12 protein-coding genes are annotated in these 14095 nt (G+C 60.3%); 4 read left to right on the forward strand and 8 right to left on the reverse strand.

Annotated features, from left to right (window positions below; genetic code table 11):
• Nucleotides 1-11: 11 nt before the first annotated feature.
• The 3 genes from BLV09_RS00080 to BLV09_RS00090 all read left to right on the forward strand — a co-directional run bounded on the left by BLV09_RS00080 (nucleotide 12) and on the right by BLV09_RS00090 (nucleotide 2383).
• Nucleotides 12-980 (forward strand): Bug family tripartite tricarboxylate transporter substrate binding protein, encoded by a 969-nt coding sequence (locus tag BLV09_RS00080; protein ID WP_197685015.1) that lies wholly within the window; start codon nucleotides 12-14, stop codon nucleotides 978-980.
• Nucleotides 981-1215: 235 nt separating this feature from the next.
• On the forward strand, nucleotides 1216-1965 hold the full coding sequence (locus tag BLV09_RS00085; RefSeq protein WP_146685859.1) for a Crp/Fnr family transcriptional regulator: 750 nt from the start codon (nucleotides 1216-1218) through the stop codon (nucleotides 1963-1965).
• 178 nt (nucleotides 1966-2143) lie between these two features.
• Nucleotides 2144-2383, forward strand: a complete 240-nt coding sequence (locus BLV09_RS00090) for a hypothetical protein (protein WP_100382948.1) — start codon at nucleotides 2144-2146, stop codon at nucleotides 2381-2383.
• Nucleotides 2384-2428: 45 nt separating this feature from the next.
• Here the strand turns inward: BLV09_RS00090 and BLV09_RS00095 are convergent, their stop codons facing one another.
• The 5 genes from BLV09_RS00095 to BLV09_RS00115 form a co-directional block, all read right to left on the reverse strand.
• A complete protein-coding gene (locus tag BLV09_RS00095) occupies nucleotides 2429-3205 on the reverse strand; it encodes a cyclase family protein (protein ID WP_146685860.1) in 777 nt (258 codons plus the stop codon).
• 165 nt (nucleotides 3206-3370) lie between these two features.
• The gene (locus BLV09_RS00100; RefSeq protein WP_167558572.1) at nucleotides 3371-5530 is read right to left on the reverse strand and encodes an HAD-IIIC family phosphatase; all 2160 of its coding nucleotides are present in this window, start codon (nucleotides 5528-5530) and stop codon (nucleotides 3371-3373) included.
• A gap of 135 nt (nucleotides 5531-5665) precedes the next feature.
• Entirely contained in the window at nucleotides 5666-6820 is a 1155-nt protein-coding gene (locus BLV09_RS00105; protein WP_146685862.1) for a 2OG-Fe(II) oxygenase, read from the reverse strand.
• Nucleotides 6821-7184: 364 nt separating this feature from the next.
• On the reverse strand, nucleotides 7185-8195 hold the full coding sequence (locus tag BLV09_RS00110; protein ID WP_167558573.1) for a Bug family tripartite tricarboxylate transporter substrate binding protein: 1011 nt from the start codon (nucleotides 8193-8195) through the stop codon (nucleotides 7185-7187).
• 59 nt (nucleotides 8196-8254) lie between these two features.
• Complete coding sequence (locus tag BLV09_RS00115; protein WP_167558574.1) at nucleotides 8255-8941, reverse strand: cyclase family protein; 687 nt, start codon at nucleotides 8939-8941, stop codon at nucleotides 8255-8257.
• Between the two features lie 225 nt (nucleotides 8942-9166).
• Here BLV09_RS00115 and lpxD point away from each other — a divergent pair, with 225 nt between their 5' ends.
• Entirely contained in the window at nucleotides 9167-10237 is a 1071-nt protein-coding gene (lpxD, locus tag BLV09_RS00120; RefSeq protein ID WP_146685865.1) for a UDP-3-O-(3-hydroxymyristoyl)glucosamine N-acyltransferase, read from the forward strand.
• A gap of 72 nt (nucleotides 10238-10309) precedes the next feature.
• Here lpxD and poxB read toward each other — a convergent pair whose 3' ends face one another.
• From poxB to BLV09_RS00135, 3 genes are all read right to left on the reverse strand, one after another.
• A complete protein-coding gene (gene poxB / locus BLV09_RS00125) occupies nucleotides 10310-12046 on the reverse strand; it encodes a ubiquinone-dependent pyruvate dehydrogenase (RefSeq protein WP_146685866.1) in 1737 nt (578 codons plus the stop codon).
• A gap of 165 nt (nucleotides 12047-12211) precedes the next feature.
• Nucleotides 12212-13501, reverse strand: a complete 1290-nt coding sequence (locus BLV09_RS00130; protein WP_146685867.1) for a TRAP transporter large permease — start codon at nucleotides 13499-13501, stop codon at nucleotides 12212-12214.
• Nucleotides 13502-13516: 15 nt separating this feature from the next.
• Nucleotides 13517-14032 carry a TRAP transporter small permease gene (locus BLV09_RS00135; protein ID WP_100382939.1) on the reverse strand — a complete coding sequence of 172 codons (516 nt, stop codon included), beginning with the start codon at nucleotides 14030-14032 and terminating at the stop codon, nucleotides 13517-13519.
• Nucleotides 14033-14095: the final 63 nt, after the last annotated feature.

The following is a 14095-nucleotide window of genomic DNA, read 5'->3' on the forward strand; positions in this document are numbered from 1 at the left end:
AGAGGCTTGGGATGCGCTTGCTGCACTCGCTCGTCCCGGCGCTCGCGCTGCTTGTCAGTTCCAGTGCGAATGCGCAGTCGGTCTATCCTGACCGGCCTATCCGGATGATCGTGCCATTGGCGGCGGCGAGCGCGGTCGATGTCGCGGCGCGCATCGTGACGCAGAAGATGGCCGATAACATGGGCCAGCAAATCGTCATCATCAACCAGCCGGGCGCCTCGGGGCTGATTGGTGCAGAGCAGGTCGCAAGGGCGGAGCCGGACGGCTACACGATTGGCGGGTTCAATGACAGCATCATGACCATGGTGCCCAACCTGCAATCCAAAATGCGTTGGGACATCCTGAAGGATTTCGAGCCGGTATCGCTTGTCGCCACGGTGGAGTGGGGGCTGATCGCCAGCAACCAGACCAGCTACAAGACCGCGGCGGATCTGATCGCCGCCGCAAAGGCGGCGCCGGGCAAGATCGACTACGGTTCGGGAGGGCCAGGCAGCCCGCAGCATCTGGCGATGGCGATGTTTGCATCCGAGGCCGGGATATCGCTGACCCATGTGCCCTACAAGGGTGCGACACAGGCTGCGACCGATGTTGCGGGCGGCCAAATCCCCGTTGCCTTTCAGGGGCTGGGGACTGTCGCCGCGCTGGTGCGCGGTCACCAGGTCAAGCTGCTCGGTGTCTCTACCGAGCAAAGGTTGCCACAGTTTCCCGACGTGCCCACTGTTTCGGAATCAGGTCTGCCCGGCTTCCTGTTCAATTCGTGGTTTGCAATCCTGACCCCGGCAGGCACGCCAAAAGACATCGTCGACCGGCTGCACGCGGAAGTTATCAAGGCGCTCGCGGATCCGGAAGTTCGCCGCAAGCTGGAGGAGGTGGGTCTCGCGGCGCGCGGCAGCTCGCCTGAGGAACTGGGCGCCTTGACGCGTGATCAACTCGCCAAATATGCACGCGTGATCAAGGAAATGGGTATTGTTAACGAGTAAGGCATTTGCGACATTGAGGCGGTGACCCCGAACGCATGCGCCGCCCCCCGGGTGGTGTGCCAATATAGCGTCAACCGAGGGTCGCAATTTTCCCTAGCAACTCGTTGAAACTTTAGCGAAAATCCAGTCCCTTTGTTGCTGTGCGCACGATGCTGGCGTATACCTATGCGGCGGATTGAGAACTCTCATCGGCCACGCCTGTGATCGCTCGATGATGGAAGACGCAACTCGTCAAATGACAGTGACAAGCGTTCCCCACGACAAAAAGGTTGAGCTGCGGTCAGCTGCCCGCAGCACGCTGTCGGTCCTGCGCGCGCATCCGTTTTTTTGCGATCTCGAGCCGGAAGCGCTCGACCAGCTCTGCCGCTACGCCAAGCATTCGACGTTGAAACGGGGAGCCACGATCTTTTCCAAGGGCGATCCCGGCAACAGTTTGTTTGCGGTGATCAGCGGCACGGTGAAGATCAGCATCTCCTCCGCCGACGGCCGCAGCGCGATTTTGAATCTGATCGGCGCCGGCGAGCCTTTCGGTGAAATCGCGGTGCTGGATGGGCAGGTCCGGACAGCCGATGCCATCGCGAATACCAGTTGCGAGATTTTGGCGATCGACCGTCGCGATTTTCTTCCTTTCGTGGCAAGCCATCCGGCGCTCAGCATGAAAATCATCGAGCTGCTTTGCACGCGGCTGCGGTGGACCAGCGACCAGGTCGAACAGGTCATTCTTCAGAATTTGCCGGGCCGGCTTGCCGGTGCGCTCATTCGCCTGACGGAGAAGTACAAGCTCGCGCCGGCCGGCCGAACGATCGCCATTACGCAACAGGAAATCAGCGAAATGGTCGGCATGACCCGCGAAAGCATCAACAAGCAGTTGCGGGTCTGGGCGGCACGAAACTGGGTACGCCTCGAACACGGGGCCATCGTTGTGCTCGATACCGCGCCGCTTCTGGCATTGGCCGAAGCAGGATCGGCGGGCGAGGGCGACTAGAGCTTTTCGGTTCTGAGTGAATCAGAAAATGCCGGAGCGCGGGGGAACGCGTGTCGTATGCCGGCCGGTGCCAGCTCACTTCCAGATGTTTATCGCCGCCAATGTGATGCAGCTAACATTCGTTTGAGCCGCTTTGCGCTAGTCCACGGTGAGGCAGATCCATTCCGTGGAGGCTACCATGCACGGCTCATTCGATCCAAGAGACGAAAACCAGGACCGTACCGAGCGGAGCTGGAGCGTCGGATTTTTTGCATTGCCGGTGCTTCTCGTGATCGCGCTGGTCGGGTTGGCGATCACCCAACCTTTGGCATCAAGCTGGATCTCTGAGGCCGTGCAGGCCGAGTTCGGCCCACCGCGAACGGCTCCGACACAGCTCGCGCGACCGGACACGCCAATCCGAACCGTCAAAGTCCACTGACGCATTCGGCCCGTTGTGTCGCATCGATGGGGTTGCGTGCACGCTTCATCCATCGATGATTGCAACGGCCCGGGTCCAGCCGGCCGAAGCCCGCTCGATCTTGACCGGGAAGCACGACACCGTGAATCCGGTCGAGGGCAAGAGCTCCAGATTGTGCAGTTTTTCGATGTGGCAGTAGCCGATGTGGCGTCCGGCCTTGTGGCCTTCCCAGATCAGGCTGGCATCGCCGGTCTCGGCGAATTTCTTCGCGGTGTAGACAAATGGCGCGTCCCAGCTCCAGCCATCGATGCCGGTGAGGCGCACGCCGCGCTCCAGCAGATACATCGTGGCTTCGTAGCCCATGCCGCAGCCTGAATTGACATAATCCTGCCGGCCGTATTTGGCGCCGGCGCTGGTGTTGACCACGACGATCTCGAGCGGCGACAGCGTGTGGCCGATGCGCTTGAGTTCGTTTTCGACATCCTTGGCAGTTGCGACATAGCCGTCGGGAAAATGACGGAAGTCCAGCTTCACCGCGGGCTGCAGACACCACTCCAGCGGCACCTCGTCGATGGTCCATGACCGCTCGCCACGATTCATCGTTGGGTGATAGTGATAGGGCGCGTCGAGATGCGTGCCGTTATGGGTCGAAAGCTCCACGGTTTCCATCGCCCAGCCCTGTCCATCGGGCAGATCTTCCGCCTTCAGGCCTTCGAAGAAGCCCAGCATCCGTGGCAGACTCTTCTGATGGTCGTTGTACTGAATGACCGGATGGATGCCCGGCGGATCGGCCGGCACGTCGTTTTGCAGTGGCACGGAAATATCGATCAGCTTTCGCGCCATGGCGCTTCCCTCCGGTGTTTTCGTTTTCTGCTACCGGTATTCTGAAAGCCACGTTTCATTGGGTGTCAAGCGCTTCGGCCGCGGACGAGTGGCCAGCGCATGTCCTCGTGACGGCAAGCGCAATACTTGGCCTTCGTCCGCCTTGGCGCGGGTGACGGCCTCAAGTCAGGCTGTCGCGCCAGATCCGAGAGGTGTTACCACAGACGTTGTGAAAACTGACGGCCTCGACAAGCCATGGCTGGCCGTCGGTGCTGCGAATTCCCAAAGTCCGCATTCTGCTTCCGCGAAACCATTGTCACGGTAGAGATTACGTGCGGGGATGTTGCGCGGTGTTGGGATTATTCGCCCGCGCAGGGGGACCGATGAATCCTTCATTTCATCCAGAATATGGCGCAGGAAGGTATGCTCGATGCCCATTCCCAGCGCGCGGCAACTGACCGCGAACCCGACGATCTCGTGGTCGACAATGACGGCGGCGCCTACCATCCCGTGGTCTCCCAAGCGGTCCGACACGTCGATCGCAAAGAGCAGCGCGTTCGGGTTTCCGACCAGCGCGGCCAATTCGCTCGAGGAGAATTTTCTGCCTGTTGTATTGTACTGAGTCGTGCGCTGAAACAGTTCTTCGACCCTTGCCAATTTCGTTGAGGTCGAGGTCAGGCGTTCGATCCGGCATTGAATCTGAAGCGATTCGATATATTGCGCCTCTCCGACAATTTCGGCTCGCAGATGCTGCCTTGCGATCTGCGCCTTGACCAGCGCGCTGCGCGCCGTCGCCTCCGCGGTAATGGTCGGTATCTGTAAACGCGGATCGTTGAGCAGACGCCTGCGCAGGCCGAAGGGATCCTCACCCCAGACCTCCACCTCCGGCAATCGCTGCCGGACGCGGTCGCGTTCAACGGGACTGTCGTCGATGAACAGGAATGTGTCGAGCCCGAAGCCCAATTCCTCCGCTATCGAGCGGATATTGTCGACCTTATTGTTCCAGTTGATGCGTAATGTCACGAAGTCATCAGGCTTGAGCAATCGCTGTGTCGGGTAATGGTCAGGATATTTCCATAACTCGCGCACAGTCGCCTCGTCGTTCTTGCTGACGCAGGCGAGCACGAAGCCGCGCTTCTTGAGACACAGCAGCGCTTCATGCAGGCCGAAATAGAGCCCGATAAAGGAGAACGCGCCGCTGATTTGCGGCGTCCATGCAAATGGACTGCCGGTTTCTGCAAGCACACCCGGCCACAAGGTGCCATCAAGATCCAGAATAACGCATTTCTTGCGCCCGATTCCCGTTACGGTGACCAGTGTATCGATATGCTTCTCCGCTACAACCGTCTCACGGCAGTAAGGGTCACCACCAACGGCGTGGGCCAGCGGAGCTGTATCCGGGAAGATATCGTGGACGGCAGCCTTTTCACTTTCCGGCCGCTGCAGCATCCACCCCGGCGAACCGAAATGGGTGAATCCCACCTGTCCATCGTCGAGCAGCCTTTCAGAGCCCACCGCGGCCAGAGCGGCGGCTATGTCGACCACGTAAACGTCAGAAAAGGCGTTCGCGAGTTCGGCAAGGGCAACATTCGTCAGCCGGAACCGGGTACGGTGTCCCTTCACGCCTCGTTCTGCAAGTCCCAGCGGCTGCACTGTCGGTTCAGGCAGATTATCGATCAGGATGGGGGCGGATGTCAGCTCGCGGAGCTTGGTTAGAAGCTCGGTGGCATGAGCAATGTAGGCGGCATGAGGATTAAAGCCGTTGGCGAGGTCTTCGGCGACAAGATGTCGAGCCCGCAACGCGCCGATCAACACGGCGTCGTGCTTGTGCTCGCTTGCAAAACGAATGTCGTCGGGGAACGTCGCCGATACACGCAAATCGACGTTTCGGCGCGCCGCCTCCCGGCGCAGAAAATCAGCTTCCATCTGGATGTCGCAATCGCCGAACAGAATGATGTCGACGCGTTTGCGGGCTTCGCTGAAATCGTCAAGGCCATAGGAAGCGCCGACGGCCCAATAAGGTTCCGCTCCTTCCTTCAAATCGCGGCGATAGCGATCGATAATTTCAGCAGGATCGCGTCCATGGCTGGAGGCGAGCTTGGCGCCGACCGCAGCCAATTCTTCCTCCGGAGTCTTCTCGGTCAGAATTTCACGCGACAGCAATTCCATGACCGAGCGTTCGACGGCATCGCGCAACATCGCTGGCGGGTCGCCGGTATTCGGAAGCAAGGCCGTCATGGCATCGCAATCTTCTGGAATGCGCCGGGGTTCAGCAAAATATTCCACAAGCGCGCTGATATCGCGATCGGCTGGCAAGCGCATATGGCTGATCGCATGGACGATCAACGTGCGGTCCTTGCTAACAGGCAACTGATGAACGAAGCGAGAGCGGCGCAAAATCATGTTTGAACGTTCCGGGATACAAATCGCAGTAGCCGGCGATTCAGCCGTTGCGGCTGCACAGAAGTGGAAAGCTACTCGCTACGCAACGTGTGTCATTTGGTGCAACTCGGCGTCCTCCGGGAACAAGCGGTCCTGATCCCCAAGGTATTGTCTCTCGCCGATATGCAGCCTTGAATTATTGGCTTCACGTTTCTGCGCGTCTTCCTCTCCGTAGAGGAACGCCAGGAACGCGTAACGTTTCCCGCGAGTGATCTTCGTCACCTGATGAAGCGCGCCGCATGAAAACACGAGGGCACCGCCATCCGGCGGCCGGTAGACCTTGCGGCCAAACTCCGGAAACATCAGATCGCACCCGTCGAAGTCGCTGTTAAGATTGATCGAGACGGCGAAGCGCCGATGTTGCGCCCCGGCATTGAGGTTGTCGCGATGGCGGTGGAAATGGCCGCCGACCTCGCTGTCGTAGCAAGCGACGATGTAACGGTCCATTCGCGTAACCTGAAACTGAAAATATCGCTCTATCTCGGGAAGCAGTCGGCGCACGATCTGGTTGCGTATGAGATCGCGAATTTCGGGCACTGCCAGGATGACATCGCTGCGACGCTTGAGCCTCCAATCCGACAGTGTCGTGGTCTTGCCGGCAATGTCGAATTGAAAGCCGGAGTCCTCGCCACCTTGCTGTTCGTAGAACTGGATCAGAAAATCGCAAAGTTCGAAACTGAAGACGCGTGGCAGGATCAGCGCCGGTGCGGACATCGGAACCCCTGCGGAGTCGTCCACCGCTGGAAGATTGCGCAGAACGCCGCCTACGGCTTCGGCGTGCCCTTGCGGGAAATCCCATGCAATATCGGCGACCGCCCGCAACATCGGGTCAAGCACGATGGTGCGGGGCATCTCGAGCGCCCCGTATGATCGGCTTATTGCGCCATCGTAGTCGGCGAGAAAGAACAGCGCACTGCTGCTGATTTCGGCGAGTTTTGCGATATCTTCAGGCGGCTCGGTGAATACGCAGCCCACGATCAGGTGATCTTCCTTGAAGAGATCGGCCTGGCTCAGCAGCTTGGCGAACTCCGCGTTTGCTCGCGGATTTGCGGGTGACCCGAAGAAGCTCAGTACGACCCAGCGTCCGGCGCTCGCCTGCAGGTCGAACGACCCGCCCGGGATCAGCTGCGCACTGAACCACGGCGCGCGTTCGCCCAAAACGATATGATTTCCGGCTGCGGATTGATTTGTCATGGCGAGCTCACGTGAAGGGCGCCTGTAAGGAAGGCGGTGAAATCGGAGAGGTCCGACCGGTGCTACCGGTCAGAAGTGGATTACGCCTAGGTAACTCTTCGACAACGCGAACTGCTCGAAAGATAGGGTTAATAATCTTAACAAAGTCTTCCCATGGCCCTGCGGCTACATTGCTTCGTGTTGCGGGGTGGTCGCGTCGGAAAAATTTTGAAACAAAAATCTTTTGTCACTCGTCCAAGCCGCCGAAAGGGCCCGTACGGTCGGACATGGCTATTATCTCGCCGATTTGTCTCATCCGCCGATATTGGACAGGCAGGAACTCCACGCTGCCGGTGCTGACAGGCGAGGCGCGAGACCGATCGGATCAGACAGGCTTGATGCCGGCTTTGGCGACGATGTCGCGCCATTTCGGCACCTCGTCGTCGATGCGCTTTCGCATGCCATCGGGTCCATTGGCGATGACCTCGAAACCATTGTTCTGCAATTGCTCGGTGATGACGGGGCGCTTGAGAATCTCGATCGATTTGGCTGCGAGCAATTCGACTGCGGCAGGCGGGGTCTTCGCCGGTGCCAGAAAGCCCTGGAAGGTATCGGAAATAAAATCCTTGTAGCCAAGTTCGACCATGGTCGGCACTTCAGGCAAATCGAACCAGCGATGGGCGCCGGTGACGGCAAGCGCCTTCAAGGCGCCGGATTCGATATGCGGATGCGCCGGCGGCAATGCGGCGAACGCGACCTGCGTGGTGCCGCCGAGGATCGCCTGGATCGCCGGGCCCGCGCCGGAAAACGGCACATGCGTGATCTGGACGCCGGCGACGATCTTGAATAATTCGGCGGACAGATGCGGCGTCGTTCCGACACCCGGGCTCGCATAATTGAGCTCGTCGGGATGGGCCTTGGCCCGTGCGATCAGCTCCGCGATGGAGTTTATGCCAAGCTTCGGATCGACCAGAATGACATTTGGTGAGGTTCCGAGTTCGGCAATCGGCGCGAAATCCTTGTAAGGGTCATAGGGGATTTTGGCATAGAGACCGGGATTGACGACATAGGCGCTCGATGTGAGCAGCAGCGTATAGCCGTCCGGCTCGGCATGTGCCGAAAAGCCGATCCCGATATTGCCGCCGGCACCCGGCTTGTTCTCGACGATCACGGAGGCGCCGATGGCATCTCCGAGATGAGTCGAGAGGATGCGCGCCATGATATCGGTCGGGCCGGAATAGGCAAAGGGCACGATGATCTTGATGGTGTGGTCAGGATAGCCCGCGGCCTTTGCTGCCGTTGACCGAAGGCTGGATGTCGCAGCCGCACTCATCAAAAGGCCGGTGGCGCGCAGAACCGCGCGGCGCGATGGACGCGTGGGTTGCTTATCTGACATCGGTGTTTTCTCCCCTTGCGACGCTCGCTTTGCGCGGTTCTGCTTCCTCATACCGATGCCTACATGTCGAACACGGCCACGGCGCGGATCGGCGACGCGGTGCCATCGCGGAATTTCATCGGCAGACCGATGAAGGTGAACTGGCCCTTGCCGAGCAATGCTTCCAGATTGCACAGGCTTTCGATGTGGGTGATGTCGAGGTCGAGGCAGGCCTTGTGAACGAGGGAATTGACCTTGCCATCGGGGCCCGGCCGCATCGAGTCGATGCCGAAATGCACAACGCCTTGCTTCGCCAGCCATTCGGTGGCCTCGACATTCACCCCGGAATTGTCGGTCGAATATTCCTTGCGCGGAAAGGTCCGTTCGTGATGACCGGTACAGAGCAGGACGGTGCCGCCCTTCGGCACGGCAACGCCTGCCTTCTTCACCGCCGCCGCCAGATCGGAAGATGTGATCTCGGCGCGTGGCGCGATGTGGCGCAGGTCAAGGCAGATCCCCGGCACAATGCACTTCTCCAGCGGGTATTGGTCGATCGGGATGCCGCTCCTGCCGAAATGCCGGGGTGCGTCGATATGGGTGCCGGCGTGATCAGACATCGAGACGAACATCGAGGCGAGCCCATGCACATTGCCGGACTCGGTAAACGACTCCTCGTGGGTCTTCCAGATCGCCTGGAACGTGGGAGGATGGCCGGGATAGCTGGGGGTGCGTAGGTAGAGGTCTCGACTGAGATCGACAATCTTCACGATTGGTACCCTTTTTGGCAGTGATGGCCGGCCGTGTGCCGGATCGTCATGCTGGCGTTTTTCCGCTCTTGCTGCAAGAGAGCGGCGAGGTATGGCGTTCTCACAGCGCCATAATTGAATTCGCCGCTATTGCCGCACGTGCATAAATGCAGTTTAGAAGAGCCTGTCGTCAGCGGGATTTCGATGACCGGGTTTTCCGGTCATTTCATGGTCAGGGATTGAGATATGGGCAAACGAGGATTCTTTGAACGCCCTTCGGGTTTGACAATTGCCCAGATCGTTTCGCTGACGGGTGCTGAAGCCCGTGACGCGACGCGGCCTGAGCACCTGATCAAGGACGTCGCCCCGCTCGAACTCGCCGGGCCGGCGGATCTCACCTTCATCGACAGCAATAAATACGCCGATGATCTGGCGACGACGCGCGCCGGAGCCTGCCTGATGCCGGAGCGTTTTGAGGGGCGGGCGCCCGACAATCTCATCGTGCTGCGCACATCGGAGCCTTACCGCGCGTTCGTCGCCGTGCACAGCGCGCTATATCCTCAGTCGCTGCGCCCGGCCTCGCTGTTCGAGGGCAATGATATTGCGCCGGGCGCGACCATCCATCCCACGGCGCGGCTGGAGAGCGAGGTAACCGTCGACCCGGGCGTCGTGATCGGACCTCGCGCCCAGATTGGCGCAGGAACCATTATCGCCGCGAACGCCGTGATCGGGCCCAATGTGTCGATCGGCCGCGATTGCGTGATCGGCGCCGGAGCATCCATCATGCACGCGCTGATCGGCGATCGCGTGGTGATCCATCCCGGCTGCCGCATCGGGCAGGACGGCTTCGGTTACATCACAGGCGCCAAGCCGCTGAAGGTTCCGCAAACCGGCCGCGTGATCATCCAGAACGACGTCGAGATCGGGGCGGCGACCACGATCGACCGTGGCGGCATCAGAGACACCGTGATCGGAGAGGCATCAAAGATCGATAACCAATGTCAGATCGGACACAACGTCGTCCTGGGCCGCTATTGCATCGTCGTTGCGCAGTCGGGACTGAGCGGCAGCGTGACGCTCGAGGATTATGCCGCCCTTGGCGGCTCGGTCGGCCTTGCGCCGCACGTCACGATCGGCAGGGGCGCACAGGTCGCCGCGCGCTCGGGCGTTATGAACGACGTTCCCGCAGGAGAAATCTGGGGTGGCTATCCGGCGAAGCCCAGAAAACAATGGATGCGGCAGGAAGCGGCGCTGGCCCGTCTTATCGCGGCCGGCGGTAAAGCTGCGGGGCCGGCCAAGCCTTCCGAGGGGAGTTGAATTCCCCCAAGCCTAATCGATGCACATAAAGGCGAGACCGGATCATCCGGTTCTCACCTGACCAGGCAAAAGTCAGCGCGGTAGCAGGTTGGTCTTTGCCAAATCGACAACCTCGTCGCCGCGGCCGCTCATGACGGCTCGAAGCACCCAAAGACTGAAACCCTTGACTTGTTCCGCGGTGATCGTCGGCGGCATCGACAATTCCTGTGTTGCGGTCACGACGTCGAGGACCGCCGGGCCATCATGGGCCAGTACGTCCCGGATCGCATTCGGCAACTCACCGGGATCCTCCACCCGCACCGCGTGGATACCCATGGCGCGGGCCATGGTTGCGAAATCAGGATTTTGCAGATCGACTCCGGTTTCGACGAATCCCGAGGCTTTCATCTCCAGCGCCACAAACCCAAGAATGCCATTGTTGAAGATCACGACTTTCACGGGCAGCTTCATCTGCGTCAGCGTGATGAGGTCTCCCATCAGCATGGCAAATCCGCCGTCGCCCGACATCGAAATCACCTGCCGCGCCGGCTGCGACGCCTGAACGCCGATTGCATGCGCCATCGCATTAGCCATCGAGCCGTGAACCCACGAGCCGATGAGACGGCGGCGTCCATTCATCGCGAGATAGCGCGCCGCCCAGATCGTTGGCGTGCCGACATCGGCCGTGAAGACAGCATCCTCGGAGGCCTGCTCGCTGAGCAAGCGCGCCAGGTATTGCGGATGGATCGGCTTGTGGCCCGGCGTGCCGCGGGCGAGTTCGTCCAGCCCGGCACGGGCTTTCTTGTAATGGGCGCGGCTGGCATCGAGATGCTTGCTGTCGGTCTTTGCCTTGAGCTTCGGCAGCAGCGCTGTGATGGTGGCGCCGACGTCGCCGACAATGCCGAGGTCGAGCTTGCAGCGGCGGCCGAGATTCTCCGGCCGGATATCGACCTGGGCGATCTTGGCGTCATCAGGCAGAAACTGTTTGTAGGGGAAATCGGTCCCGAGCATCAGCAGCACGTCGCAAGCGTGCATGGCGGCGTAGCCGGAAGAGAAGCCGATAAAGCCGGTCATGCCGACATCGTAGGGGTTGTCGAATTCGACATGCTCTTTGCCGCCCAATGCGTGCACCATGGGGCTCTTGAGCATCTCGGCGAGTTGCATCAGGCTGTCGTGAGCGCCGGCACAGCCGCGACCGCAGAACAGCGTGACGCGTTTGGCGTTATTCAAAAGCTCCGCCAATGCAGTCAATTCCGGTTCGGCCGGGCGAACAATGGGCGCGGCCGGCAGCAGCCCGGCATTCGGTGAAATGCCACGCTTGGGCGATGACCGCAGCGCGACGTCGCCGGGGATCACCAGAACCGCCACGCCGCGTCGGCCTACTGCTGCGCGGATCGCGTTCTCCAACACGTAAGGCAGCTGGGCCGTATCGGAGACCAGCTCGCAATAGTGGCTGCATTCCCTGAACAGCTCTTGCGGATGGGTCTCCTGAAAGTAGCCGCCCCCGATCTCGCCGGAAGGAATCTGCGCCGCGATCGCCAGCACTGGCGTGCGGCTGCGGTGCGCATCGAACAAGCCATTAATGAGGTGGAGATTGCCCGGACCGCACGAGCCGGCGCAGACGGCGAGTTCGCCCGTGATCTGCGCTTCGCCAGCGGCCGCGAAGGCCGCCACCTCTTCATGCCGAACGTGAATCCAGTCGATTGTCTTTCGTTTGCGCAACGCCTCGGTCAAGCCATTCAGGCTGTCCCCGACCACGCCGAAGATGCGCTTTACTCCCGCCTGGATCAGGGTTTCCGCGATGAGGTCGGCGACATTTTCGATCCGCATGGCTGTTCATCCTTGTTCAGTGCGACGTCAGTCAACTCGCGATGGGACGATCCCGTTGACCCGGATCGAGCATGATGTTGGACGCGATGCGATCGCGCAAGCCTATGGCCGATCAAACCTTCGCGTTTGCAGACGCCAGGGCAGGTTCGCTGACGCAGGGCACGTTCACCGCAACACATGCCGTGGCAGCCAAAGCGAAATCTCCGGTACATAGGTGACGAGCATCAGCACCAGGAACATCACCGTGTAGAACGGCCAGATCTTCCGCATCACCTGCTCGATCGTGACCTTGCCGACCGCGCATCCGACAAAAAGGATCGAGCCGACCGGCGGGTGGCACAATCCGATGCCGAGGTTCAGCAGCATGATCATGCCGAAATGAACAGGATCGACCCCGAAATTCTGCATCACCGGCAGCAGGATCGGTGTCGCGATCAGGATGGAAGGCGCCATGTCGACGAGGGTGCCGAGCACCAAAAGCAGAATATTGATCAGAAACAGGATGACGTATTTGTTGCTCGATATCGACAGGAAGAATGCCGTCATCTTCGCCGGCATCTGCGTCAGCGCCATCACGTAGCCGACGCTGGAAGCGCATGCGATCAGGGTCAGCACCATCGCCACGGTGCGCAAGGTCCGGTGCAGCAAAGCGGGCAGGTCGCGCCAGCGATAATCGCGATAGATGAACATCGTCACGAAGAAGGCCCAGATGCACGCGACCGCGCCGGCCTCTATCGCCGTAAAGATGCCGCCGAGAATGCCGCCGAGGATGATGACGAGCGTCACCAGCCCCCAGGCCGCATCGATCGTGATCTTGATGGCGTCTTTCGCCGGTGCCGTCTGGCCAGGGGGATGCCGGTCGCGGTAAGCGATGACGAGGCAGAGAACGATCAGCGAGAAGCCGAGCAGGAGCCCGGGAAAGACGCCGGCCATGAACAAGGCGCTGATCGAGATCGTGCCGCCGGTCGCAAGCGAATACAGCACCGCGTTGTGGCTCGGCGGCACCAGCAGCGCCTGCACCGAAGACGTGATGGTGAGGTTGGTTGCGAACACGCGCGGATATCCGGCCCTTTCCATCTGCGGAATCATCACCGAGCCGATCGCTGAGGTATCTGCGACCGCCGAGCCGGAAATCCCGCTCAGGAACGTGGTTGCCAGCACGTTCACGATCGAAAGGCCGCCGCGCAACCGGGTAAATCCGACGAGAACATCTGCAAATGCAACGAGACGGCGCGCCATGCCGCCTTCGGCCATGATCGCGCCGGCCAGCACAAAGAATGGAATCGTCAGCATCGCCACCTTGCTGACGCCGTCCGAGATCTTCAGCATCACCGCTTCCAGCGGAATTCCGATCCACCAGGCGCCCGCGATCGCTGCAAAAGCCAGCGAGTAAGCGATGGGCATGCCGATGACAAAGCACACGAGCATGGCCGCGAGTAGAACGAAGATGTCCATGGCATGCTTCCCCGGTTAGTCGAACGGTGCCACTTCGCGTTCTTGAGGCATGGCCTCCGGCGGAAGCCCGAGCAAAATGCGTTCAATGATGAAAAGCAGCAGGCAAACCCCGCCGACCGGTATCGGCAAATAGGTGACGCCGACCGACAGGAACGGAAAATCTGCAATCGTATTGTGCCAGGTGACTTCGACGAGCCGGGTGCCCCAGACGATCATGAAGACCGCGATTAGCGCCATCAGCAACTGCACCACCAGATCAAGCAGCCGCCGCAATTCCGCGGGCAGCTTGTCGGCAAAGAACGAAACGCTCATGTGCAGATTGACGCGATAGCCTGCGGCAGCACCGATGAAGGTCAGCAGGATGGTCAACAGCACCGCCAGCGGCTCCGGCCATGATGCCGCGCTGTTGAGGACGTAGCGGGTAAATACCGCCCAGGGAATAATGGCCGAAATCAACGCCAATGCGATACAGCCGACCACCACGCACAGGAGATACAGGTAGTCCATCGTTCGACGAAACAATCCTGCCATTCCCAAGCTTCCCGATTGTCAGGCTCTGCCTTGATGGAGCGTTCGATCGCCGTCTCGCGCTTT

The sequence above is a fragment of the Bradyrhizobium canariense genome (assembly GCF_900105125.1).
Taxonomy (GTDB): Bacteria; Pseudomonadota; Alphaproteobacteria; order Rhizobiales; family Xanthobacteraceae; genus Bradyrhizobium; species Bradyrhizobium canariense_A.

What these genes read in the sequence shown, in the direction of transcription:
- BLV09_RS00080 (WP_197685015.1), top strand. Translation starts at nt 12, where the DNA reads ATGCGCTTGCTGCACTCGCTCGTCCCGGCGCTCGCGCTGCTTGTCAGT.
- BLV09_RS00085 (WP_146685859.1), top strand. Translation starts at nt 1,216, where the DNA reads ATGACAGTGACAAGCGTTCCCCACGACAAAAAGGTTGAGCTGCGGTCA.
- BLV09_RS00090 (WP_100382948.1), top strand. Translation starts at nt 2,144, where the DNA reads ATGCACGGCTCATTCGATCCAAGAGACGAAAACCAGGACCGTACCGAG.
- BLV09_RS00095 (WP_146685860.1), bottom strand. Translation starts at nt 3,205, where the DNA reads ATGGCGCGAAAGCTGATCGATATTTCCGTGCCACTGCAAAACGACGTG.
- BLV09_RS00105 (WP_146685862.1), bottom strand. Translation starts at nt 6,820, where the DNA reads ATGACAAATCAATCCGCAGCCGGAAATCATATCGTTTTGGGCGAACGC.
- BLV09_RS00110 (WP_167558573.1), bottom strand. Translation starts at nt 8,195, where the DNA reads ATGTCAGATAAGCAACCCACGCGTCCATCGCGCCGCGCGGTTCTGCGC.
- lpxD (WP_146685865.1), top strand. Translation starts at nt 9,167, where the DNA reads ATGGGCAAACGAGGATTCTTTGAACGCCCTTCGGGTTTGACAATTGCC.
- poxB (WP_146685866.1), bottom strand. Translation starts at nt 12,046, where the DNA reads ATGCGGATCGAAAATGTCGCCGACCTCATCGCGGAAACCCTGATCCAG.
- BLV09_RS00130 (WP_146685867.1), bottom strand. Translation starts at nt 13,501, where the DNA reads ATGGACATCTTCGTTCTACTCGCGGCCATGCTCGTGTGCTTTGTCATC.
- BLV09_RS00135 (WP_100382939.1), bottom strand. Translation starts at nt 14,032, where the DNA reads ATGGCAGGATTGTTTCGTCGAACGATGGACTACCTGTATCTCCTGTGC.